This is a genomic window from Massilia sp. ZL223, from assembly GCF_018119395.1.
Taxonomy (GTDB): domain Bacteria; phylum Pseudomonadota; class Gammaproteobacteria; order Burkholderiales; family Burkholderiaceae_D; genus Telluria.
Map to the genome: position 1 here is coordinate 142,093 of NZ_JAGPWD010000001.1, position 21,898 is coordinate 163,990.

Here is a 21,898-nt window from a genome sequence, read left to right on the forward strand (position 1 = left end):
CCTTGCTGTTTATCTAAAACGGAACGATCTATGCAAAAAAACCGAGCCGGGAACCATGTGGTCATCGGCTCGGTCCCGTACGGAACGGGGCGAGAGCCCCGTCCGCTGGTCTTACTTGGCGTCCTTCACTTCCTTGAAGTCGGCATCGACCACGTCGTCGTCCTGCTTGGCCGACGATTCGCCGCCAGGCTGCTGGCCGCCGGCCGCGCCCTGGGCGCCTGCCTGCTGCGCCTGCATGTCGGCGTACATCTTCTCGCCGAGCTTCTGGGCCGCGGTCGACAGGGCTGCGGTCTTGGCGTCGATGTCCGCCTTGTCGCCGCTCTTGATCGCGCCTTCCAGGTCGGCGATCGCCGCTTCGATCTTTTCCTTCTCGCCGGCTTCCAGCTTGTCGCCGTATTCGGTCAGGGACTTCTTGGTCGAGTGGACCAGCGCGTCGCCCTGGTTGCGGGCTTCGGCCATTTCCTTGACCTTCTTGTCCTCTTCCGCGTTCAGCTCGGCGTCCTTCACCATCTTCTGGATTTCTTCTTCCGACAGGCCCGAGTTGGCCTTGATGGTGATCTTGTTTTCCTTGCCGGTGGCCTTGTCCTTCGCGCCCACGTGCAGGATGCCGTTGGCGTCGATGTCGAAGGTCACTTCGATCTGCGGGGTGCCGCGCGGCGCCGGCGGGATGCCTTCGAGGTTGAATTCGCCCAGGCCCTTGTTGCCCGCTGCGATTTCACGCTCGCCCTGGTAGACCTTGATGGTCACGGCCGGCTGGTTGTCGTCGGCGGTCGAGAACACCTGCGAGAACTTGGTCGGGATCGTGGTGTTCTTGTGGATCATCTTGGTCATCACGCCGCCCAGGGTTTCGATGCCGAGCGACAGCGGGGTCACGTCCAGCAGCAGCAGGTCCTTGCGCTCGCCCGACAGGACCGAGCCCTGGATCGCGGCGCCGACAGCGACGGCTTCGTCCGGGTTGACGTCCTTGCGCGGGTCCTTGCCGAAGAACTCCTTGACCTTCTCCTGCACCTTCGGCATGCGGGTCATGCCGCCGACCAGGATGATGTCGTCGATGTCCGAGACCTTGACGCCCGCATCCTTGATCGCGATGCGGCACGGCTCGATGGTCTTGGCGATCAGTTCCTCGACCAGGGCTTCCAGCTTGGCGCGGGTGATCTTCAGGTTCAGGTGGACCGGCGCGCCGTTCGCCATGGCGATGTACGGCTCGTTGATCTCGGTCTGCTGCGAGGACGACAGCTCGATCTTGGCGCGCTCGGCCGAGGCCTTGATGCGCTGCAGGGCGATCGGGTCCTTGGACAGGTCGAGGCCGTTGATCTTCTTGAACTCGTCGATGATGTAGTCGATGATGCGCTGGTCGAAGTCTTCGCCGCCCAGGAAGGTGTCGCCGTTGGTCGACAGCACTTCGAACTGCTTCTCGCCTTCGACGTCGGCGATCTCGATGATCGACACGTCGAAGGTGCCGCCGCCGAGGTCATACACGGCGATCTTGCGGTCGCCCTTGTCGGTCTTGTCCAGGCCGAAAGCCAGCGCGGCCGCGGTCGGCTCGTTGATGATGCGCTTGACGTCCAGGCCCGCGATGCGGCCGGCGTCCTTGGTCGCCTGGCGCTGCGAGTCGTTGAAGTAAGCCGGCACGGTGATCACGGCTTCGGTGACTTCTTCGCCCAGGTAGTCCTCGGCGGTCTTCTTCATCTTGCGCAGCACTTCCGCCGAGATCTGCGGCGGCGCCAGCTTCTTGTCGCGCACGCCGACCCATGCGTCGCCGTTATCGGCTTGCATGATCTGGTAAGGCATCAGCGCGATGTCTTTCTGGACTTCCTTTTCCTGGAACTTGCGGCCGATCAGGCGCTTCACCGCGAACAGGGTGTTCTTCGGGTTGGTGACAGCCTGGCGTTTCGCCGGCGCGCCCACGAGGATTTCACCATCTTCCTGATAGGCGATGATCGAAGGAGTAGTGCGCGCGCCTTCGGCGTTCTCAATCACCTTCGGCTGGCCGTTTTCCATGATCGCGACGCAGGAGTTGGTGGTTCCCAGGTCGATACCAATGATTCTGCCCATGATGTATTCCTTTTATATTTGGATGATTTCGGATGAATTCAATATTGGGAAAAAGCGCGTGCTTTCAAGTGGTTAACTCGCTGCACGCTGCGTTTTTTCCTTATTTCGCGCTTATTTCGGTGCTGCTGCGGTGACGATGGCGGGACGCAGCAGGCGGTCGGCGATCATGTAGCCTTTCTGCAGCACTGCAACCACGGTATTCGCTTCCTGCTCCGACGGCACCACGGCCACGGCCTGGTGCTTGTTCGGGTCGAGCTTTTCGCCCGGCTGCGGCATGACTTCGATCAGGCGGTTCTTCTCGAAGGCCGCGGTGAGCTGCTTGAGGGTCATCTCGACGCCTTCGCGGATCGCTTCCACGGTCTGGGTCTCGACCTTCAGCGCCATTTCCAGGCTGTCGCGCACCGGCACCATGGCCTCGGCGAAGCTTTCGATGGCAAATTTATGCGCTTTGCTCACATCTTCCTGGGCGCGGCGGCGGATGTTTTCCGCGTCGGCCTTGGCGCGCATGAAGGCGTCGTGCATCTCGGCCAGCTTGGCTTCGGTCGCGCTCAGCTGTTCTTCGAGGCCCGGCTCGCCCGGTGCGGCAGCAGCGGCCTGGGGAGCGGCAGCCTCGGCTGCGGGCGCCTCGGCTTCCGGCTGGTTCGTCACCTCTTTGTTTTCTTGGTCTTGCATCGAAAAAACTCCTAGAATCAAGGACTTGGCTGAGACAGGAAAGCTTCCTGCTTGAATGTACAGGCCCCCAGATGGGGCGATCTCCTACAATTTCAAGGGGAATTGAGGAAATGTCATGGTCCGGCAGGCCCGCTCCAGACGATCAGTCCACTTCAGATAACAATTGTTACAGTATTTACTATTTTCGTGATTCATTTCCCAACGAGAAGTTATAAGCTTCTCGACAAGCTTGCCACTGTCGAGGCAAGCGATCCGGGAGCAGACATCATGCGATTACACCTGATCAGCAGCGCCGTCGTGCTGTACACCCTGGCGGTGATGGCCTGGCTGTGCTACGTCGGCATCGGCGCGACGCCCTGACAAACCGGCCATTTTAGCAGAACGGCTACCCTGTCCGCCTAAGCGCCGAGCTGGGCCGCGTGCTGGGCGCCGACCTGGGCGTCGCGCCGCTGGCTGGCGCTCTGGGCCGGGGTGAGGATGGTCGGCCAGCCGATCAGGTGCTGTTCGGCGATCTCGGCCAGGCCCTTGATCCAGGCCGGCGAGGTGTTGAGGCAGGGGATGTAGTGGTAATCCTTGCCGCCCGCGGCCTCGAAATCGTGACGGACTTCCATGTTGATCTCTTCCAGCGTCTCCAGGCAGTCGCTGGTGAAGCCCGGGCAGATCACGTCGATGCGCTCCACGCCTTCGCGCGCCAGCTGCTGCACGGTGGGGGCGGTATAGGGCTGCAGCCATTCGGCCTTGCCGAAGCGCGACTGGAAAGTCACCAGGTAGTCTTCCGGCCCGATGCCCAGGGCCTCGGCCAGCAGGCGCGCGGTCTTCTGGCATTCGCAGAAATACGGGTCGCCCAGCAGCAGGGTGCGCTTGGGCACGCCGTGGAAGCTCATCACCAGTTTCTGGCCGCGGCCGTGGTTGTCCCAGTGGCCCTGCACGCTTTCGGCCAGGGCGTTGATATAGCCCTCGTGGTCGTGGTAGTGCTTCACCAGGCGCAGCTCGGGCACGTTGCGCACGCGCGCATAGTGCTGGTAGACGGCGTCCCAGATCGAGGCGGTGGTGGTGCCGGAATACTGGGGGTAGGCGGGCAGGACCACGATGCGGTCGCAGCCCTCTTCCTTGAGGCGATCGAGCACCTCATTGACCGACGGCGAGCCATAGCGCATCGCCATCGCCACCTTCACGCCCTCGTGGCCGCGTTCCTTCAGCATGTCCTGCAGCAGCGCCGCCTGCTTCGCGGTGTGGACCTTCAGGGGCGAACCCTCGCGGGTCCAGATGGTGCGGTACTTGGCGGCCGATTTGCCGGAGCGGAAAGGCAGGATGAACAGGTGCAGGATGAACCACCAGACGCGGCTCGGGATCTCCACCACGCGCGGGTCGGACAGGAACTGCTTCAGGTAGCGGCGCACGGCCTTGCGAGTGGGCTCGTCGGGTGTGCCGAGGTTGACCAGGACGACGGCATGCTGCGGCACGGTGCCGTGGGCGTGAGGCGGTTCTTTGCGAAATGGCATGTATGAAGGGTGGGTGACGGGACGCCCTCTATTATAAGTGGGGGTCCCGTGCGGCGGACAGCGCGTGCGCGCGGCTTGTCGTCAGGTGGATACGTGCAGGCGAACGTCGATGTTGTTGCGGGTGGCGTTCGAGTAGGGGCAGACGATGTGGGCCTTGTCGACCAGCTCTTTCAGCTGGGCCTGGTCCATGCCCGGGGCCTTGATGGTAAGGTCGACTTCGATGCCGAAGCCGGTGGGGATCTGGCCGATGCCGACGTCGCCGGTGACGGTCAGGTCTTGCGGCAGGCTGACCTTCTGCTGGCCGGCCACGAATTTCAGGGCGCCGAGGAAGCAGGCCGAGTAGCCGGCGGCGAACAGCTGTTCGGGATTGGTGCCGGGACCGCCGCCGCCGCCCAGTTCCTTCGGGGTGGACAGCTGCAGGTTCAGCACGCCGTCGGAACTCTTCGAGTTGCCTTCGCGGCCACCTTGGGAGGTGGCTTGGGCGCGGTACAGGACTTTTTCGATGCTCATTCGACTTCCCTCCTTTGTGGTTGTGGGTGCGGATCAGATAGCACTTTGCCACAGAATGGTGAAGGGGGGGATGACGGTTGGCCGGATGGGAGAGGCGCTTTGGCCCGCTGCATGTAAACGTCGTTCCGGCGAAGGCCGGAACGACGGTCTTGAGGCTAACGGGCCTGGCGGCGTTACGACGCCAGCAACTCCCTCGCATGCTTGCGCGTCGTCTCGGTAATCTCGATCCCGCCCAGCATGCGCGCCACCTCTTCCACCCTGGCCCGGCTGTCCAGCACATCGATGCGCGACACGGTCCTGCCCGCATCGGTCGTGCCCTTGGCCACCTGGAAGTGCTGGTTCGCCTGGCTCGCCACCTGCGGCAAGTGGGTCACGCACAGCACCTGGCGCTGCTGCCCCAGGCGCTTGAGCAGGCGGCCCACCACTTCGGCTACGCCGCCGCCGATGCCGGTATCGACCTCGTCGAAGATCAGGGTCGGCACCGTGGTCGCATTCGAGGTGATCACCGAAATCGCCAGCGAAATACGCGCCAGTTCGCCACCCGAAGCCACCTTGGCCAGCGGACGCGGCGCCACGCCCGTGTGGCCGGCCACCAGGAATTCCACCTGCTCCAGCCCGTGCGCGCCCGGCTCGGCGGCGTTCAGCGCCACCGCGAAGCTGCCGCCGCTCATGCTCAGTTCCTGCATCGCGCTGGTCACCTGCGTGCCCAGCTCGCGCGCCGCCTTTTCGCGGCGCTGCGACAGGCGCCTGGCCACTTCCATGTAGGCGGCCCTGGCCTTGTCCTCCTGCTTGCGCAGGCCTTCGATGTCGGTCGCATCCGCCAGCTGGCGCAGCTTGGCCGCCAGCGCGGCGTGCTCGTCGTGCAGCTCCTCGGGCGTCACGCGGTACTTGCGCGCGGCGCTGTGCAGCGCCTCCATGCGCGCGTCGACCTCGCGCAGGCGGTCCGGGTCGAGCTCCACCTTGTCGATGTAGTTGTTCAGCGCGTACACCGCTTCCTGCAGCTGGATGCGGGCCGGCTCCATGCAGTCGAGCACCGCCTGCAGCTGCACGTCGACGTCCACCAGCTTGCCCAGCTTGGCGTTCAGCGAAGACAGCTGCGACAGGATAGGGTGATCGTCCGATTCCGACAGCGCATTCAGCGCTTCCTGCGCGCCCTCCAGCAGGCTGGCGGCATGCGACAGGCGGCTGTGCTCGTTGCTGATCTCGGCCCACTCGCCGGCCTTTGGCGCCAGCTTGTCCAGCTCGCTCACCTGCCACTCCAGGCGCTCGCGCTCGATCAGCACGTTCTTGGCATTGGTCTCGTATTCCTCGCGCTGGCGCACCAGGGCGCGCCAGGCGCGGTACAGGCTGGCCACTTCCACCACCTCGGCGCGCGCCTCGGGGTCGCGCACCGCGATCTGGTTATCGAGCAGGTCGCGCTGGGCGTCGGGTTTCAGCAAAGTCTGGTGGGCGTGCTGGCCGTGGATGTCGACCAGCATTTCGCCCAGCTCGCGCAGCTGCGATGCGGTGGCCGAGATGCCGTTGATGTAGGCCTTCGAGCGGCCGGCGTTGTCGATCACGCGGCGCAGCAGCGCGCCGCCCTCTTCGCTGGCGAATTCGTTCGCCTCCAGCCATGCCGTCGCCGCCGCGGTGAGGGCGAAATCGGCCGTGATGTCGGCCTTGGCCGCTCCTTCGCGCACCATGCTGGCGTCGCCCCGGCCACCCAGCACCAGTTGCAGCGCATCGATCAGGATCGACTTGCCGGCGCCGGTCTCGCCGGTGAATACCGTGAAGCCGTTCGAGAACTCGAGCTCGATGGCGTCGACAATGACGAAGTCACGGATGGTAAGTGTGCGCAGCATGAAAAATCGGGTCTCCGTTGGTGGATATGGGTATGGCGATTTACTTGAGCTTGCCGTCGTTGGTCGGGTATTCGTTCCAGTGCAGTTTTTCGCGCAGCGTATGGTAGTAGCTCCAGTCGTGCGGGTGCAGGAAGGTGACGGTGTTGGGCGAGCGCGAGATGACGATGCGGTCGCCCAGCTGCAGGCTGGTGAAGGTCTGCATGTCGAAGTTGACGCTGATGTCGCGCCCGCTCACCAGTTCGACCACGATCTCGCTGGTGTCCGGCACCACGATCGGCCGGTTCGACAGCGCATGCGGCGCGATCGGCACCAGCACGATGCCTTGCAGGCTCGGGTGCAGCAGCGGGCCGCCGGCAGACAGCGAATAGGCGGTGGAACCGGTCGGCGTCGAGACGATCAGGCCGTCCGAGCGCTGGTTGTACATGAACTCGCCGTCCACGATCAGCTTGAGTTCGACCATGCCGGCGCCGGTGCCGCGCGCCACCACCACGTCGTTGACCGCCACGCTGCAGTAGATCTGCTCGCCGTCGCGCATCACGCGCGCTTCCAGCAGCGTGCGCTTCTCCAGGCGCGACCTGCCCTCCAGGATCTCGCCCAGCGCGGGCAGCATGTTCTGGATCGGGATGTCGGTGATGAAGCCCAGGCGTCCCTGGTTGATGCCGATCAAAGGGGTATCGTATTTGGCGAGCTGGCGCGCGATGCCGAGCATGGTGCCGTCGCCGCCGACCACGACGGCCGCCTTGGCTTGTTCGCCGATGGCGGCCACGCTCATGGATTCGATGCCCGTCAGCCCCAAGTGGGCCGCGGTGTCTTCCTCGAACACCACGCGGTAGCCGGCGCCGCGCAGGAAATCCACGATGCGGCCGACCGGCTCCTCGACTCCGGCCGTGTTTTGCCGGACCACGAGCGCGATGATGGGTTGTGGTGCAGGCGTGACAGCGGACATATCGATCTCGGCGGTGATGGGTAACGACACGCTGGAGATTAACCGATAATCCCTGCGGCTGCCAGTTGACGGGCCGCCCGGGACTCGTCAAACACTGTACAAAAGAACAGTATAAGGGCGAGCCCCGCCAGGTGGCAAGATTACTGTAGAAAGGCCTGGCTCACGGCAGCAACAACGGCCATGCTCAGGCTAATGGTGTGCAACATCATCAACACCAGCCAGCGCACCGCGGTCATGGTGCGGGTGCCGCCGTACACGCGCCGCATCGCGGTCGGCAGGTAGAAGGTCAGCCAGAGCAGCAGCACGAGCGTGACGATGTCCCAGCCCTTCGGCACCAGGATGAGCAGGCTGAGCATGAAGAAGGCGAAGGCATTCGAGTGCAGCGCGAACAGGAAGTGTTCGCCGTAGGTGCGGCCCTTGCCCAGATAGAGGATTTTCAGGAACAGGGCGAACACCGGCATCAGCGCGAAGACCGCATAGGGCGCGTTGGAGAAGAAGGCCCGCTTCAGCGCGTCGCTGCGTTCCTTCTCGGGCATGTCCAGCAGGCCCTCGGTGCCGCGGCCCAGCGCGGGATTGATCCTGCCGGCGATTTCCACGAGGTCCTTCTCGCTTTCCTTGACCTGGGCCAGCTCTTCCGGCGTGGCGGGACGCGCCACCTTGTCCTTTGCAACTTGTTCGACCGCGGCGCGCTGCAGCTCGTCCCGGTCGGTGCTCATGACATTGAAGTCCAGGCCGCCGATCTTGAACAGTGCGAAGAAGATGATGCTGAAGGTCAGGTAGACGCGCAGCGGCTCGAGGTAGCGCGCGCGCCGGCCTTCGATGTACTCGCGGGTCAAGAAGCCCGGCTTGAACAGCAGCAGCTTGAGCGACTTCCACAGCTTGCCTTCCAGCGCCACATAATGGCCAACGAACTCGTGCAGGAACTCGAAGGCGGTCGGCACGTGCAGGTGGGTGGCCTGGCCGCACTGGTGGCAGAAATTGCCGGAGGTCGCAGCGCCGCAATTCTTGCAAATGGAGGTGTCGGGATGAGGAAGGGCTTCGGTTTTCACGGCGCGGTTCCAGGCAATGACGGTCAAGCCGACATGGTAAGGCTTTAGTTGCAAAATTGCATCATCCAATTGCGCGACCGCATCCTCTTCACCCAGTTAGGATTGAACCAACAGAAATGCAGAAGGAGGACATCATGGTCACCGAAACCAAGGACCGCTTCGTCAACACCAAGGCCCCGATCGAGAACGACGGCGTCAAGCGCCAGCCGCACGAGCGCGACGAGACCCCGGATGCGCAGGACCAGGAACCGCGCGGCGTCATCAAGCAGGCGGCCGAGGACCTGGCCCAGGGCCTCGTCAATACCGATTGCTACGGCACCAACGGCCAGGGCATCGAGCAGGCCGTCGAGCCGGCTGCGGATGCGACCGGCCAGGCCAACCCGCAACCGGACCGCCACCGCTCGATGCGCCGCCACGAGGGCGCCGATCTCGGACCAGGCAACGACGACAAGGGGGCGCCATGACGATCAAGCGTAACGGCAGCGCCGTCTGGAGCGGCGGGCTGAAGGATGGCAAGGGCGCGGTGTCGACCGGCAGCGGCGCGCTCAAGGACGCGCAGTACGGCTTCAACACGCGCTTCGAGGACGGTCCCGGCACCAATCCCGAGGAGCTGATCGGCGCCGCGCACGCGGGCTGCTTCACCATGGCGCTCTCGGGCCAGCTCGGGCAGGCCGGATTGACGGCGCAGGAGCTGCGCACCACGGCCACCGTGTCGATGGAAAAGGTCGAGGGCGGCTTCTCGATCACGGCGGTGCACCTGGACCTGGTGGCGAAGATTCCCGGCGCGAGCCAGGAAGCCTTCGACAAGGCGGCCAGCACGGCCAAGGAAAACTGCCCGGTGTCGAAGCTGCTGAACGCGGACATCACGCTCAGCGCGAAGCTGGAGAACTGAGCGCGCGCAGGCGCCGGCAAGGAACATGGCGAGCGCATAAAATGGCGGTTTTCTGAATCAACAAGAGGACACTACCCATGCGCATTCTGCACACCATGTTACGCGTCGGCGACCTGCAACGCTCGATCGACTTCTACACCAAGGTGCTGGGCATGAAGCTGCTGCGCACCAGCGACAATCCCGAGTACAAGTACACCCTCGCCTTCCTCGGCTACGGCAGCAACCCGGAGCACGCGGAGCTCGAGCTGACCTACAACTACGGCGTCGACAGCTACGACATGGGCACGGCCTACGGCCATATCGCCATCTCGGCCGAGGACATCTACAAGACCTGCGAACAGGTGCGCGCGGCCGGCGGCAACATCACCCGCGAGCCGGGCCCGGTCAAGGGCGGCAGCACCGTGATCGCCTTCATCACCGACCCGGACGGCTACAAGGTCGAACTGATCGAGCGTGCCGACCACGCCGGCGGCGCCGGTCTCGGCAGCTGATCGGGCAGCTCTTCAGCAAGCCCGGCGCGGCGCGGCAATCAATACGTCTTCGGGGCGGTCCTGGGCGGCCCCGTGCAATCCCCCACCCCACGGTGTCGGCGGCCGATGTGGTGATTGCTGAACTCATTCAGTGGCGCAGGGGGCGGGCTATTTAAACGTTGCGGTGCTGCTGGGGAACTTGGGTTCCCGCCTTCGCGGGAACGGCGGGTTTCGGTAGCGAGCCACAAATTTTGTCGTAGTCCGCTACTTCATCACGTCGTCCCCGCGCAGGCGGGGACCCAAGTTCGCAGCATAGAGACGAACAAAACAAAAACCCGGGCAGCCAGCAAACCGGCTCCCGGGTTTTCTTATTCAAGCACGCCGCCAGGCGTGCCTGGACGATTACTTATCCAGCAGATTATTCACCGGCACCAGATCCGCCTCGCGCAGCGATCCCGACGCCGCCTTCAGGCGCAGGCCGTTGAGGATGGTGTCGTAACGCGCACGCGACAGGTCGGTGCGGGTCTGGTACAGCTGGCGCTGCGCGTTCAGCACGTCGATATTGATGCGCACGCCCACCTGGTAACCCAGCTTGTTCGAATCCAGCGCCGATTGGCTCGACACTTCCGCCGCTTCCAGCGCCTTGACCTGGGCCAGGCCGCTGTTCACGCCGAGGAAGGACTGGCGCGCCGTCAGGGCTGCGTTGCGGCGGGTCGTTTCCAGGTCGTTGCGGGCCTTGTCTTCCAGCGCGATCGATTCGCGCACGCGGCTGGTGACGCTGAAACCGCTGAAGATCGGTACGCTCAGCTGCACGCCGATGGCGTTGTTCTTGTTGACGCCCGAGGTGTTGTTCACCTGGCCGTTGACGTCGCGGCGGGTCGAGGTGGCCAGCAGGTCCAGGGTCGGCAGGTGGCCGGCGCGTTGGCGGGAGATCTCGCGCTTGGCGATTTCCACCTGCAGTTCCTGCACGGTCACGCCGTAGTTCTGCGTTTCCGCCGACGACACCCACTGGTCGACCGTGGCCGGCTGCGGCGGGGCCAGGGTGATGCCGGTCTTCAGCGGCGCCAGCGTGCCCGGCTCGGTGCCGATGATGGCCTGCAGCGCGTTGCGCTTGTTGTCCAGGTCGTTCACCGCGGCGAATTCCTGCGCCACCACCAGGTCGTTGGCGGCTTGCGCTTCATGGGTGTCGGTGATGGTCTGGGTGCCGACTTCGAAGTTGCGCTTGGCCGATGCCAGCTGCTCGCTCACCGCATCCTTCTGGGCGCGGATCGAGGCCAGCTTGTCCTGGGCCGCCAGCACCTCGAAGTAGGCAGAGGCCACGCGGGTGATCAGGTCCTGCTGCGCCTGCGCGAACTGGGCTTCGGCGATCGACTGCTGCAGCTTGCTCTGCTGGTAGGACTGCCAGCGGTCCCAGCGGAACAGCGGCTGCTGCAGCGACAGCGTGTATTCCTTGGTGGTCAGGTTGGAGCCGCCGGCGGTGACGATGCCCTGGGTGCCGTCGGCGCGGGTGACCGTCGCACCTTCGTTCCACGGCGAGAAATCGCTGTCGTTCCTGGTGATGGCGCCGGTGAGACCCACCGTGGGAAGCAGGCCGGCTTGCCCCTGCGTGATCCGCTCGCGGCCCGCGTTCAACGCCGCGCGTGCACTGGCGTAGGTCGCATCGTTGGCCAGCGCCTGCTGGTAAACCTGGATCAGGTCCGCCGCGCTTGCATTCAGCGAGAAGAACGCGCCGGCCAGCAGGACGGCGATAAGGGGTTTCTGCATTGCTTTCTCCACAGGAGTCATCAAAAGTTAGGAATCAGGTCAGTACTTCGGCATCGAAGGGTCGACCTGCACGGCCCAGGCGTGTACTCCGCCCGTCAAATTCGTTACGTTGGCAAATCCGTTCCGTTCGAGGAAGGCAGCAACCTGCATGCTGCGCGCCCCGTGGTGACAGATGCACACGATCTCGCGGTCGTCGTCGATCTCGCCGACCCGGATCGGAATCAGGTGCATCGGGATCTGGGTCGAGCCCGCGATATGGCAGGTCTCGAATTCCCAGTTCTCGCGCACGTCCAGCAGCAGCGGCTGCTCGCGCGCCGGGTCGGCCAGCCAGGCGGCCAACTCGGGGGCGGTCATCTGTCGCATCGCGGTCCCTTAGAACGTGAAGCGCGACGGCGCGACGGCGCCGGTCAGCGGCTTGACGTTGGTCTCGAACACCTTGACCGAGTCGTAGCCGGTTTCCGAAGTGCGGGTGATGATGTTGCAGCTCATCGCCGGCGCTTCGCCCAGGATCACCGCCAGGCGGCCACCCACTTTCACTTGCTTGACCAGCGCTTCCGGCAGCACCGGCAGCGCGCCCGACACGACGATCACGTCGTAAGGCGCGCCCTGCGGCCAGCCTTCGGCGCCATTGCCCAGCTCGACGGTCACGTTGGTGATGCCGGCCTTGGCGAGGTTCTGTTCGGCCAGCGCCTTGGTTTCCGGCAGGATCTCAACGGTGGTCACGTGGCGCGCCTTGTGCGCCAGCAGTGCCGCCATGTAGCCCGAACCGGCGCCGATTTCGAGGACGTTCTCATGCTTCTTCACCGCGATTTCCTGCACGATGCGCGCTTCGACCTTCGGGTTGAACATCGCTTCGCCACCCGGCAGCGGAATCTCGACGTCCGCGAACGCCAGGTTCTGGTAGGCCTGCGGCACGAACTGTTCGCGCTTGACCACGTGCAGCAGGTCGAGCACGTCCTGGTCCAGCACGTTCCACGGACGGATCTGCTGTTCGATCATGTTGAAGCGGGCTTGTTCGATATTCATCTGAGTTCTCGGTGGAAAAATAAATAATCCGATATTTTATCGTTGAACGGCCTCAGGACGCACATCTTAACGATGGGCAGGCCTGAGCGCGGGAAATTGCGACAGTCTGCAGTTTAGAAGGGATGAACGCCAAATTTCAGGACATTTGGCGTACTGACAACTTACTGCGCGGCCGTGGGCGGAGCAGGCAGCAACCCGTGCAGGGTAATGTCGAGGAAGGCGTCCAGGAAGGCCTGCGGCTGCAGCTCGCAGCGCTCGCAGGGGCCGATCGAATGCTGCCAGGTGGACAGCATCAGGGTTGGCGCGATCAGCACCTGGGTGACCTGGGCGATGTCGATGGCGCGGAATTCGCCGCGGCTCACGCCGCGCTCGAGCATGCTGGAGATCATGCGCGCGGCGCGCATCATGACTTCTTCCTGGTAGAAGCGCGCCAGTTCCGGGAAATTGTCTGCTTCCGCCATGATCAGCTTGCTGATGCCCGAGACCTTGGTGCTGCCCAGGCGGCGCCACCAGGTCAGGATGACGTCGCGCAGCAGGTCGCCGCTGTGGCCGTCGAAGCCGGCCACCGAGACTTCGGCGTCGCCGATCACCGGCACGATGCTTTCGCGCACCACGGCCTTGAACAAGTCTTCCTTGTTGGCGTAGTACAGATAGAGCGTGCCCTTGGACACGCCGGCGCGGCGCGCCACGTCTTCCAGACGGGTGGCCGCGAATCCACGCTCGACGAACAAATCGATCGCGGCAGCCAGCAGCTCCTGCGGGCGCGCGTCCTTGCGGCGCTCCCAGCGCGGCTTGCTGTCGAGTTGGCAATGCATTGTTTCCGCCTAGAAACTTATTTAAAGGATGATTAACTATAGAGTGCGGCGAATGGCAGAGTCAAGCTGGCGTTGTGTATAGGGAACTAAACGGCTTAAACGCCTCCCGGACCGTAAATACGGCCATCGGCGCGCGAAGCGTAAAGACTGCCGTCGGGATTGCGCGGCGGGCAGTCCTGCTGCTGGCGCGGCACCTGGAACACCGCCAGCCGGTCCGACACGCCGGGCAGCAGGCGGTCCATCATCACGTCGATGTCGGCCATCATGCCGACCCGCACGGTACGCATCGGCACCACCGCCGCGTGCAGGATGGCGGCCGCGACCTGGTGCGGATCGACCTGGGGCGAAGGCAGCTTGGGTTCGCGGTCCATGTAGTTGCGCGCGTGCTGGGGCAAGGGCGTGTCGACGGCGGTCGGTTCGATCAGGGTGACCGAGACCGGCGCCTCGTCGAGCTGTTCCACCTCGATGCGCAGCGCGTCGGTGAAGCCCTTCACCGCGTGCTTGCTGGCCGAATACATGCCTTGCATGGGAATCGCGACCTCCGAAGCTTCGCTGCCGAGGTTGATCAAGGCCCCGCCCTGGCGCTTCAGGTGGGGCAGCGCCACCAGGGAACCGTGCACCATGCCCCAGAAGTTGATGTCGAACAGGCGCCGGGCGTCGGCCTCGGAGACTTCGTCGACCCTGCCGTAGATGGTGCTGCCCGCATTGTTGACCCAGGTGTCGATGCGCCCGAAACGGGCGATTGCGGCCTCGGCGATACGCTCGACCTGGGCGCGCTCGGAGACGTCGGCGACCACCCCGACCGCTTCCTGGCCGAGGGCGTTAAAGCGGGCCACGACGGCGTCGAGTACGTCGGCGCCGCGCGCGGCCAGCACCAGCTGGGCGCCCTGCTTCGCGGCTTCCTGCGCGGTGGCCAGGCCGATGCCGCTGGTGGCGCCGGTAATGACGATGACTTGACGGTTCAAAGGCTTAAGCGGACTCGACATCGATACCTCCTGCGTTCATGGGAAACAACGTAGCAGGAATTCCGCCGGGGAAGCGCCCGCTTTACCCGTTCGCGCAGGTATACTTGGCGGTCCCGCTTCCCGCACGATCATGAACACTTCCTTCGACTGCAGGCCGCACTGCGGCGCCTGCTGCACTGCCCCTTCCATCACCAGCCCCATTCCCGGCATGCCGAACGGCAAGCCGGCGGGCGTGCGCTGCGTGCAGCTGGGCGAGGACGACCGCTGCCTGATTTTCGGCAAGCCGGAGCGCCCGGCCTTTTGTGGGGGATTGCAGCCTTCCGCGGAGATGTGCGGAACGAATCGCGAACAGGCGATGCTGTGGCTGGGGGAACTGGAACGCGCGACGGCGCCGGGTTAATCCGGCCGGCTGCCGGGCTCCTCGTCCTTGACCAGCAGCCCGAGCCGCTTCTTCTTTTTCTTGACGACCTGGGTCTGCTCCTGCGCCGGCTTGGTGGCGGGAGGCGGCGCGACAGGCAAGGGAAAGCCCAGGAAGGCCATCACGAAGAAAATCGGCAGCAGCACATAGAACAGCGGCCGTCTCCAGTTGAGCTTTTCTTTCACCATTGCCAACACGTGGTGCTGCGTGCAGGCAATTCAAGAGCGGCGGTCACCCAGCAAGGGTAGCCTGCATTCAGCAGGGTCGGCCGCTCACGCTGCGGCGCGCTGGCCTTGCAGCGCCTGGATGTCGCCGAACAGGGCGCCCAGGGTCAGCCTCTCGTGCCAGATGTCCGGCAGCATCACGCCATAGCGGCTGCGCAGGGCTTGCGCCAGGGTTTCGATTTCTCCGGCATCGGTGGGACGGCGGTGCGGATGCGCGGCGCGGAAGATGCCGAGCAATTCGTCGTCGGGACGGAAGCGCAGGCGGTCGGTATCGGTGAAGGAAAAGGTCGAGACCACCAGCGAGAGGAACTCGCGGATGTCCTTGCGGGACGCCGAAGGGAAGGCGCGACGCCAGAGGCGGCTCTGGCAGCTGCGGTAGCGCAGGGGGTTGTGAAGCTGTCCACCCTGGAGGGCCGCGATGGCGGCCACGACAAGCACAAGAACGATGAGAACACTCATGTGCTTGAGTCTAGCACGCTGTCCGGCCCGATGCGCAAGCCTGGAAAACGAATTTTAGCTTGCGCGCGATACGTAACAGAACAGCAATTGCGGCCCTGTAAAATGTTGTATCCCGTCATAGCAGACTCAACGGGCAAGGCCCTGCCCGTGGTAAGCTCTTACCCCGCGCAGTTTTCTCACAGCACGCATTAAATCAATCACATACGTTTCATGGACATCGTTCTCGCCATCAAGGCGATCATCATGGGCCTGGTCGAGGGCTTCACGGAATTTCTGCCAATCTCTTCCACCGGTCACCTGATCCTGGCGGGCAGCCTGCTGAATTTCACCGGCGAAAAGGTCAAGGTCTTCGAGATCGCCATCCAGGCCGGCGCCATGCTGGCCGTGATCTGGGAATACCGCGAACGCATCCGCAACGTGCTGGCGGGCCTGGGCTCGGACCCGCGCCAGCAGAAGTTCGCGCTCAATGTCCTGATCGCCTTCCTGCCGGCCGCCGTGCTGGGCTTCCTGTTCAACAAGGCGATCACGGAGCGCCTGTTCTCGCCGGTGCCGGTGGCGACCGCCTTCATCGTCGGCGGCCTGATCATCCTGTATGTGGAACGCCGCAACCATGGCCATGAACGGCCGGCGCGCGTCGACACGGTCGACGAGATGAGCACGGCCGACGCCCTCAAGGTGGGCCTGGCCCAGTCCTTCGCCCTGATTCCGGGCACCAGCCGCTCCGGCGCGACCATCATCGGCGGCATGCTGTTCGGCCTGTCGCGCAAGGCGGCTACCGAATTCTCCTTCTTCCTGGCAATCCCCACCCTGCTGGGCGCCACCCTGTATTCCGTGCTCAAGCAGCGCGAACTGTTGTCGCTGAGCGACCTGCCGATGTTCGGCCTGGGCGGCCTGGCCGCTTTCGCCTCGGCCTTCTTGTGCGTGCGCTGGCTCCTGCGCTATATCAGCACGCACGACTTCACGATCTTCGCCTGGTACCGTATCGTATTCGGTATTCTGGTCCTCGTGACCGCCCACTTCGACCTGGTGGCTTGGGTACATTAACCCGACTCATTGATTAGCGACACAGCGAGCATGAACCCCGACATCGGCGCCGACATCGGCGCGCGCGCGCTTCACATCCTGCAGACGGTCTTCGGCTACCCCGCATTCCGTGGGCAGCAGGGCGACATCGTCGAGCACGTGGCCGCAGGCGGCGACGCGCTGGTGCTCATGCCTACCGGCGGCGGCAAGTCGCTGTGCTACCAGATCCCGGCCCTGCTGCGCGACGGCGTGGGCGTGGTGGTCTCGCCGCTGATCGCACTGATGCAGGACCAGGTCGACGCGCTGGCCGAGGTCGGCGTGCGCGCCGCCTTCCTGAACTCGACCCAGACCTTCGAGGAAACCCTGCGCATCGAGCGCCTGGTGCGCACCGGCGAGATCGACCTGGTCTACGTGGCGCCCGAACGCCTGATGACGCCGCGCTGCCTGGAGCTGTTCGAGTCCTCGCACATCTCGCTGTTCGCCATCGACGAGGCGCACTGCGTGTCGCAATGGGGCCACGATTTCCGGCCGGAATACATCCGCCTGTCGATCCTGCACGAGCGCTTCCCCAACGTGCCGCGCATCGCGCTCACCGCGACCGCCGACCAGCAGACCCGCGCCGAGATCGCGCACCGCCTGCAGCTGGAAGAAGCGCGCCAGTTCGTCTCGTCCTTCGACCGCCCCAACATCCGCTACTCCATCGTCGAGAAGACCAACGGCCGCAAGCAGCTGATCGATTTCATCAGCGCCGAGCACGCGCAGGATTCCGGCATCGTATATTGCCTGTCGCGCAAGAAGGTCGAGGAAACCGCCGACTTCCTCAACGAAAACGGCATCCGCGCCCTCGCCTACCACGCAGGAATGGAGCACGCCACGCGCGCGGCCAACCAGGCGCGCTTCCTGCGAGAAGACAACATCGTGATGGTGGCGACCATCGCCTTCGGTATGGGCATCGACAAGCCGGACGTGCGCTTCGTCTGCCACCTCGACCTGCCCAAGAGCATCGAGGGCTATTACCAGGAGACCGGCCGCGCCGGCCGCGACGGCGCCCCCGCCAGCGCCTGGATGGCCTATGGCCTGCAGGACGTGGTGCTGCAGCGCCGGATGATCGACGAGTCCGAGGCCGACGACGGCTTCAAGCGCGTGTTGTCGATGAAACTCGACGCCATGCTCGGCCTGTGCGAAACCCTCTCGTGCCGCCGCATGCGCCTGCTCGACTACTTCGGCGAGCGCTCCGGCCCCTGCGGCAACTGCGACACCTGCCTGATTCCGCCGGTGCAGGTCGACGGCACGGTGCCGATGCAAAAGCTCCTGTCGGCCGTCTACCGGGTCGACCAGCGCTTCGCCGCCGGCCATGTGATCGACGTGCTGCGCGGCGCCCAGACCGAGCGCATCAGCCAGTGGCACCACGACAAGCTCACCGTGTACGGCGTCGGCGCCGACCGCAGCGAGCAGGAATGGCGCGCCATCCTGCGCCAGGGGATCGCGCTTGGCTTCCTGACGGTCGACCACGACGCCTTCAGCTCGCTCAAGCTGACCGACCTGGCGCGCCCGGTGCTCAAGGGCGAGCAGAAGGTGCAGCTGCGCCAGTACCAGAAGCCGGTCAAGCCCAAGCGCCAGTCGTCCTCGCGCGCGAGCTATGAGGAAGTGGAACTGTCGCGCTCCGAGCAGCAGATCTTCGACCGCCTGCGCTCCTGGCGCATGGGCGCGGCGCGCGAGCACGGCGTGCCGGCCTATGTGGTGTTCCAGGACGCCACCTTGCGCGAGATCGCCAAGGTCAAGCCGGCCTCGCTCGAGCAACTGCGCGGCGTGAGCGGTGTTGGCGAGAAGAAACTAGTCTCCTACGGCGACGAAATTGTCGCCATTATCAGCGAGATGATGTAGTGTCGTGGGTTGATTCAATTCAACCCCGTCACTCCCATGGCCATCCCGACTCCCACCAGCACCACTGCCGCGCCGAAGCTCGATAGCGCTCCCACTCCGCTGCCGGGCAACACCGCCAGCCTCCAGACTTTCGTGTTCGCCCTGTTCTTCGTATTCGGCGGCATCACGAGCCTGAACGACGTCATCATCCCCAAGCTCAAGGACTTGTTCACCCTGAGCTACGCCCAGGCGATGCTGGTGCAGTCGGCCTTCTTCGCCGCCTATTTCTTCGTCTCGATTCCGGCGGCGGCCATCGTGCAGCGCGTGGGCTACATGCGCACCGCCGTGGTCGGCCTGGTCACCATGGCGGCCGGCTGCCTGCTGTTCATCCCGGCCTCCTCCTCGGGCGTGTTCGCGACCTTCCTGCTGGCGCTGTTCGTACTGGCCTCGGGCATCACCATCGTGCAGGTGGTGGCCAATCCCCTGATCTCGATGCTGGGCAAGCCGAGCACGGCCTCCAGCCGCCTGACCTTCGCCCAGGCCTTCAATTCGCTGGGCACCACCCTCTTCCCCTATGTGGGCGCGATCCTGATCCTGGGCTCGCTGGCCACGGTCGACCCGACTACCTTGAGCGGCGCGGCCCTGGACGCCTTCCGCGAAGAAGAAACCCGCGTGGTGGTGCACACCTACATCGGCCTGGCGATCGCGCTGGCGGTGCTGGCCTTCGCCGTGTGGCTGAACCGCAGCAAGCTGGCCGAGAAGCCGGCGCCGGAAGAAAGCATCCTGCGCGCCTTCGACCTGCTCAAGCAGCCGCGCTTCGCCTTCGGCACCCTGTGCATCTTCCTGTACGTGGGCGCGGAAGTGGCGATCGGCTCGATCATCGTCAACTACCTGATGGAAGCCAACGTGCTCGGCATGGGCGCCGAGGAGGCCGGCAAGCACGTGCCGCTGTACTGGGGCGGCGCGATGGTGGGCCGCTTCATCGGCGCCGGCCTGCTGCGCCTGTTCTCGCCGGGCAAGGTGCTGGCCTTCGCCGCCGCCATGACCATCGTCCTGCTGGTGGTCTCGGGCACCAGCACCGGCGCGCTGTCGGGCTGGTCGCTGCTGGCCATCGGCCTGTTCAACTCGATCATGTTCCCGACCATTTTCACCCTGGCCTGCGAAGGCCTGGGCCACCGCACGGCCGAAGGCTCGGGCCTGCTGTGCGTGGCCATCGTCGGCGGTGCGATCGTGCCGCTCCTGACCGGCTATGCGGCCGACGTGGTGGGCCTGAAGATGTCGCTGGCGGTGCCGGCCGTGTGCTATGCGGCGATCCTGCTGTTCGGCGTGTATGCGCGCCGTGCATATCACTCCCCCCAGCACGCCTGAAAGCCTGCGTTCAGTCGCGGAACAGGTGCGTGAAGCTGCGGCTGACCGGGAGCTTTTCCTCGCTCCCGCGCAGCAGCACCTGCATCCGTTCCGCGTCGATCCTCTCCGCCGCCGCGATGGCGTTCACGTTCACCAGCGTGCCGCGATGAATCTGCCAGAAGCGCCCGCTGTCCAGCCCGCTCAATAAGTCCTTCAGCGGAATGCGCACCAGCGCTTCCGAACCGGCCAGCACCACCCGCGTGTACTTGGTATCGGCCTGGAAGAACAACACCTCGTCGACGTCGATCAGGCGGATCTGCTTGCCGACGCTGGCCTTCAGCCACTTGAGCTTTTCCGGCCGCGGCTCCGGCGCCTGCGCCTTCAGCTGGCGCAGCACGTCGCCCAGGTCTGCCGGGCGGCTGTCCAGCTTCTCGCGCAGGCGTCCCACCGCGCGGTCCAGGCGTCCCGGCTGCACCGGCTTGAGCAGGTAGTCGATGGCGCCGGCGTCGAAGGCGTCCACCGCATACTGGTCGTAGGCGGTGACGAACACCACGTGGGCCAGCTTGCCGATCCGGTCCGCCACTTCCAGCCCGGACATGCCCGGCATGCGGATGTCGAGGAAGACCACCTGCGGCTCGTGCTCCAGGAAGGCGTCCCAGGCGTCGTTGCCGTTCTCGGCGACCGCCACTACCTCGGCATCCGGCCAGGCCACCGGCAGCATGCCGAGCAGTCGCTCGCGCATCAGCGGTTCGTCTTCGGCCACCAGCACCTTGATACTCATTGCATCGCTCCCGACTGTACTCCCTGAGGTGGAATGGCGAGTTCGGCCTCGAAGCCGGGATCGGCGTCGTACAGCGCCAGCCCGGCGGACTCGCCGTAGGCCAGGCGCAGGCGGTGGCGGATGTTTTCCAGGCCCAGGCCATGACCCGGCGTGGCGCTCATGCCGACGCCGCTGTCCCGGACCCGGATGCGGATGCCCGAACCGGTATCCTCGGCGCCCACCCAGACCGTGCCGCCGCGCAGCGAAGGCTCGATGCCGTGCTTGATCGCGTTCTCGGCCAGGGTCAGCACCAGCATGCTGGGAATCTGCACGCCCTCCAGGGCCTCGGGCAGCGTCAGGTTGAAGCGCAGGCGGTGGCCCAGCCTGGCCTGCATCACGCGCAGGTAGGAATCGACCAGGCGGAATTCCGACTGCAGGCTCGCCTGCCCGGTGCGCATATCGCCCAGGCTGGCGCGCAGGAAGTCGATCAGGTTGGCGGTCAGCTCGGCCGCCTTCGGCGCCCCTTGCTCGGCCAGTTGCTGGACCGCGCCCAGGGTATTGAACAGGAAGTGCGGCTCGATCTGGGCGCGCAGCAGGCGCAGCTGGGATTCGCTCAGCTCGCGCGCCAGGCGTTCGCGCTCGGCGTCGGCCAGCAGTTGCGCGGCCAGGAGTTCATGGCGCCGGTTGCGCCAGGCGGCAATGGCGATCAGGGGCAAGGCATACAGCAGCGTGGAAAACACGAAGCCGATCGCCAGGATGCGCGGCAGCTTTTCCACGATCGCATCGAGCGACTGGTGTCCCTGAAGCAGGACGAATACCAGTCCGATCAGCGCGCCGCCCACGTCCAGGCCGAGCAGGAATATGAAGGCCTTGAACTTGGCCCGTGCAATCTTGCGATAGTGCAGCCACACGGCCGTCAGCGCCAAGGTCATGCAAAAGCCGACCAGGTTGGCAAGGACCAGGGCGAGACCCCAGTTCATCTGGGGAAGGAAGGCGAACCTGAGCAGCAGGCCGGCAACGCTGAACACGGCGCACAGCTTGAGCAAGGCCAGGTAGAGCCTGTTGCCGCGGTAGCGTGCGGAAAAATCGTGCAGTTCCTGGCGTTCGAGCGGCGACAATGCGGCCAGGCGCTCGGCCACGAAGCGGCGATAGCCGGGCGCGGCGCGCTCGGCGAGGGCCGGCTCCTTCAGCACGGCCAGCTGCTCCTCTTCCCACTCCCGGTACCACTTGGCAACGCTTGCGAACATGACAACCTCCTGAACTCATTAATGTAAAGCAATGCAATGAGATCAGTCTA

23 protein-coding genes are annotated in these 21,898 nt (G+C 64.8%); 7 read left to right on the forward strand and 16 right to left on the reverse strand.

The annotated features are described in order from the left end of the window. Positions 1–111 precede the first annotated feature (111 nt). The 7 genes from dnaK to KBW95_RS00650 form a co-directional block, all read right to left on the reverse strand. Positions 112–2,055: a molecular chaperone DnaK gene (gene dnaK, locus KBW95_RS00620; RefSeq protein WP_211523586.1), complete on the reverse strand. Its 1,944-nt coding sequence runs from the start codon at positions 2,053–2,055 to the stop codon at positions 112–114. A gap of 111 nt (positions 2,056–2,166) precedes the next feature. After that, a complete protein-coding gene (gene grpE / locus KBW95_RS00625) occupies positions 2,167–2,727 on the reverse strand; it encodes a nucleotide exchange factor GrpE (RefSeq protein WP_211523587.1) in 561 nt (186 codons plus the stop codon). 398 nt (positions 2,728–3,125) lie between these two features. Beyond that, positions 3,126–4,229 carry a ferrochelatase gene (gene hemH, locus KBW95_RS00630; protein ID WP_211527249.1) on the reverse strand — a complete coding sequence of 368 codons (1,104 nt, stop codon included), beginning with the start codon at positions 4,227–4,229 and terminating at the stop codon, positions 3,126–3,128. 81 nt (positions 4,230–4,310) lie between these two features. Continuing rightward, positions 4,311–4,739 carry an organic hydroperoxide resistance protein gene (locus KBW95_RS00635; RefSeq protein WP_211523592.1) on the reverse strand — a complete coding sequence of 143 codons (429 nt, stop codon included), beginning with the start codon at positions 4,737–4,739 and terminating at the stop codon, positions 4,311–4,313. 173 nt (positions 4,740–4,912) lie between these two features. Beyond that, positions 4,913–6,580: a DNA repair protein RecN gene (gene recN, locus KBW95_RS00640; protein ID WP_211527250.1), complete on the reverse strand. Its 1,668-nt coding sequence runs from the start codon at positions 6,578–6,580 to the stop codon at positions 4,913–4,915. A 40-nt stretch (positions 6,581–6,620) separates the two neighbouring features. Then, entirely contained in the window at positions 6,621–7,526 is a 906-nt protein-coding gene (locus KBW95_RS00645; RefSeq protein ID WP_211523594.1) for an NAD kinase, read from the reverse strand. Positions 7,527–7,666: 140 nt separating this feature from the next. Continuing rightward, positions 7,667–8,575 carry a DUF3667 domain-containing protein gene (locus KBW95_RS00650; protein ID WP_211523595.1) on the reverse strand — a complete coding sequence of 303 codons (909 nt, stop codon included), beginning with the start codon at positions 8,573–8,575 and terminating at the stop codon, positions 7,667–7,669. 134 nt (positions 8,576–8,709) lie between these two features. Here KBW95_RS00650 and KBW95_RS00655 point away from each other — a divergent pair, with 134 nt between their 5' ends. From KBW95_RS00655 to gloA, 3 genes are all read left to right on the forward strand, one after another. Further along, positions 8,710–9,039 (forward strand): hypothetical protein, encoded by a 330-nt coding sequence (locus tag KBW95_RS00655; protein ID WP_211523596.1) that lies wholly within the window; start codon positions 8,710–8,712, stop codon positions 9,037–9,039. Beyond that, the gene (locus KBW95_RS00660) at positions 9,036–9,467 is read left to right on the forward strand and encodes an OsmC family protein (protein ID WP_211527251.1); all 432 of its coding nucleotides are present in this window, start codon (positions 9,036–9,038) and stop codon (positions 9,465–9,467) included. Before KBW95_RS00655 ends, KBW95_RS00660 begins: the two co-directional genes overlap by 4 nt. A gap of 77 nt (positions 9,468–9,544) precedes the next feature. After that, positions 9,545–9,958 (forward strand): lactoylglutathione lyase, encoded by a 414-nt coding sequence (gene gloA / locus KBW95_RS00665; RefSeq protein ID WP_211523598.1) that lies wholly within the window; start codon positions 9,545–9,547, stop codon positions 9,956–9,958. A gap of 381 nt (positions 9,959–10,339) precedes the next feature. Here gloA and KBW95_RS00670 read toward each other — a convergent pair whose 3' ends face one another. The 5 genes from KBW95_RS00670 to KBW95_RS00690 form a co-directional block, all read right to left on the reverse strand. Next, entirely contained in the window at positions 10,340–11,701 is a 1,362-nt protein-coding gene (locus KBW95_RS00670) for a TolC family outer membrane protein (protein WP_211523599.1), read from the reverse strand. A 39-nt stretch (positions 11,702–11,740) separates the two neighbouring features. After that, the gene (locus tag KBW95_RS00675) at positions 11,741–12,064 is read right to left on the reverse strand and encodes a rhodanese-like domain-containing protein (RefSeq protein WP_211523600.1); all 324 of its coding nucleotides are present in this window, start codon (positions 12,062–12,064) and stop codon (positions 11,741–11,743) included. 9 nt (positions 12,065–12,073) lie between these two features. After that, positions 12,074–12,727: a protein-L-isoaspartate O-methyltransferase gene (locus KBW95_RS00680; RefSeq protein ID WP_211523601.1), complete on the reverse strand. Its 654-nt coding sequence runs from the start codon at positions 12,725–12,727 to the stop codon at positions 12,074–12,076. A 161-nt stretch (positions 12,728–12,888) separates the two neighbouring features. Beyond that, positions 12,889–13,542 (reverse strand): TetR/AcrR family transcriptional regulator, encoded by a 654-nt coding sequence (locus KBW95_RS00685; protein ID WP_211523602.1) that lies wholly within the window; start codon positions 13,540–13,542, stop codon positions 12,889–12,891. Positions 13,543–13,637: 95 nt separating this feature from the next. After that, a complete protein-coding gene (locus KBW95_RS00690; protein WP_211523603.1) occupies positions 13,638–14,528 on the reverse strand; it encodes an SDR family oxidoreductase in 891 nt (296 codons plus the stop codon). 109 nt (positions 14,529–14,637) lie between these two features. Between KBW95_RS00690 and KBW95_RS00695 the strand changes: the two genes are divergently transcribed. Further along, complete coding sequence (locus tag KBW95_RS00695) at positions 14,638–14,907, forward strand: YkgJ family cysteine cluster protein (protein ID WP_211523604.1); 270 nt, start codon at positions 14,638–14,640, stop codon at positions 14,905–14,907. On the opposite strand, the gene KBW95_RS00700 is transcribed toward KBW95_RS00695, so the two are convergent. After that, a complete protein-coding gene (locus KBW95_RS00700) occupies positions 14,904–15,113 on the reverse strand; it encodes a hypothetical protein (RefSeq protein ID WP_211527252.1) in 210 nt (69 codons plus the stop codon). The genes KBW95_RS00695 and KBW95_RS00700 overlap by 4 nt on opposite strands. Before the next feature lie 84 nt (positions 15,114–15,197). Then, positions 15,198–15,608: a hypothetical protein gene (locus KBW95_RS00705; protein ID WP_211527253.1), complete on the reverse strand. Its 411-nt coding sequence runs from the start codon at positions 15,606–15,608 to the stop codon at positions 15,198–15,200. A gap of 210 nt (positions 15,609–15,818) precedes the next feature. Here KBW95_RS00705 and KBW95_RS00710 point away from each other — a divergent pair, with 210 nt between their 5' ends. The 3 genes from KBW95_RS00710 to KBW95_RS00720 are packed head-to-tail and all read left to right on the forward strand — an operon-like array spanning position 15,819 to position 19,862. Beyond that, positions 15,819–16,652 carry an undecaprenyl-diphosphate phosphatase gene (locus KBW95_RS00710; protein ID WP_211527254.1) on the forward strand — a complete coding sequence of 278 codons (834 nt, stop codon included), beginning with the start codon at positions 15,819–15,821 and terminating at the stop codon, positions 16,650–16,652. Positions 16,653–16,682: 30 nt separating this feature from the next. Beyond that, positions 16,683–18,515, forward strand: coding sequence for a DNA helicase RecQ (recQ, locus tag KBW95_RS00715; RefSeq protein WP_211527255.1), 1,833 nt, complete (start codon positions 16,683–16,685; stop codon positions 18,513–18,515). A gap of 36 nt (positions 18,516–18,551) precedes the next feature. Further along, entirely contained in the window at positions 18,552–19,862 is a 1,311-nt protein-coding gene (locus KBW95_RS00720; protein ID WP_211527256.1) for a sugar MFS transporter, read from the forward strand. A gap of 10 nt (positions 19,863–19,872) precedes the next feature. On the opposite strand, the gene KBW95_RS00725 is transcribed toward KBW95_RS00720, so the two are convergent. Further along, positions 19,873–20,622: a LytTR family DNA-binding domain-containing protein gene (locus KBW95_RS00725; protein ID WP_211527257.1), complete on the reverse strand. Its 750-nt coding sequence runs from the start codon at positions 20,620–20,622 to the stop codon at positions 19,873–19,875. After that, positions 20,619–21,848, reverse strand: a complete 1,230-nt coding sequence (locus KBW95_RS00730) for a sensor histidine kinase (protein ID WP_211527258.1) — start codon at positions 21,846–21,848, stop codon at positions 20,619–20,621. The genes KBW95_RS00725 and KBW95_RS00730 overlap by 4 nt, the downstream gene beginning before the upstream one ends. Between the last annotated feature and the right edge of the window lie 50 nt (positions 21,849–21,898).

Bases quoted from the DNA above. Each gene is read 5' to 3' on its own strand.
- dnaK (WP_211523586.1), bottom strand. From the start codon at position 2,055: ATGGGCAGAATCATTGGTATCGACCTGGGAACCACCAACTCCTGCGTC.
- grpE (WP_211523587.1), bottom strand. From the start codon at position 2,727: ATGCAAGACCAAGAAAACAAAGAGGTGACGAACCAGCCGGAAGCCGAG.
- hemH (WP_211527249.1), bottom strand. From the start codon at position 4,229: ATGCCATTTCGCAAAGAACCGCCTCACGCCCACGGCACCGTGCCGCAG.
- KBW95_RS00635 (WP_211523592.1), bottom strand. From the start codon at position 4,739: ATGAGCATCGAAAAAGTCCTGTACCGCGCCCAAGCCACCTCCCAAGGT.
- recN (WP_211527250.1), bottom strand. From the start codon at position 6,580: ATGCTGCGCACACTTACCATCCGTGACTTCGTCATTGTCGACGCCATC.
- KBW95_RS00645 (WP_211523594.1), bottom strand. From the start codon at position 7,526: ATGTCCGCTGTCACGCCTGCACCACAACCCATCATCGCGCTCGTGGTC.
- KBW95_RS00655 (WP_211523596.1), top strand. From the start codon at position 8,710: ATGGTCACCGAAACCAAGGACCGCTTCGTCAACACCAAGGCCCCGATC.
- KBW95_RS00660 (WP_211527251.1), top strand. From the start codon at position 9,036: ATGACGATCAAGCGTAACGGCAGCGCCGTCTGGAGCGGCGGGCTGAAG.
- gloA (WP_211523598.1), top strand. From the start codon at position 9,545: ATGCGCATTCTGCACACCATGTTACGCGTCGGCGACCTGCAACGCTCG.
- KBW95_RS00670 (WP_211523599.1), bottom strand. From the start codon at position 11,701: ATGCAGAAACCCCTTATCGCCGTCCTGCTGGCCGGCGCGTTCTTCTCG.
- KBW95_RS00675 (WP_211523600.1), bottom strand. From the start codon at position 12,064: ATGCGACAGATGACCGCCCCCGAGTTGGCCGCCTGGCTGGCCGACCCG.
- KBW95_RS00680 (WP_211523601.1), bottom strand. From the start codon at position 12,727: ATGAATATCGAACAAGCCCGCTTCAACATGATCGAACAGCAGATCCGT.
- KBW95_RS00685 (WP_211523602.1), bottom strand. From the start codon at position 13,542: ATGCATTGCCAACTCGACAGCAAGCCGCGCTGGGAGCGCCGCAAGGAC.
- KBW95_RS00690 (WP_211523603.1), bottom strand. From the start codon at position 14,528: ATGTCGAGTCCGCTTAAGCCTTTGAACCGTCAAGTCATCGTCATTACC.
- KBW95_RS00695 (WP_211523604.1), top strand. From the start codon at position 14,638: ATGAACACTTCCTTCGACTGCAGGCCGCACTGCGGCGCCTGCTGCACT.
- KBW95_RS00700 (WP_211527252.1), bottom strand. From the start codon at position 15,113: ATGGTGAAAGAAAAGCTCAACTGGAGACGGCCGCTGTTCTATGTGCTG.
- KBW95_RS00705 (WP_211527253.1), bottom strand. From the start codon at position 15,608: ATGAGTGTTCTCATCGTTCTTGTGCTTGTCGTGGCCGCCATCGCGGCC.
- KBW95_RS00710 (WP_211527254.1), top strand. From the start codon at position 15,819: ATGGACATCGTTCTCGCCATCAAGGCGATCATCATGGGCCTGGTCGAG.
- recQ (WP_211527255.1), top strand. From the start codon at position 16,683: ATGAACCCCGACATCGGCGCCGACATCGGCGCGCGCGCGCTTCACATC.
- KBW95_RS00720 (WP_211527256.1), top strand. From the start codon at position 18,552: ATGGCCATCCCGACTCCCACCAGCACCACTGCCGCGCCGAAGCTCGAT.
- KBW95_RS00725 (WP_211527257.1), bottom strand. From the start codon at position 20,622: ATGAGTATCAAGGTGCTGGTGGCCGAAGACGAACCGCTGATGCGCGAG.
- KBW95_RS00730 (WP_211527258.1), bottom strand. From the start codon at position 21,848: ATGTTCGCAAGCGTTGCCAAGTGGTACCGGGAGTGGGAAGAGGAGCAG.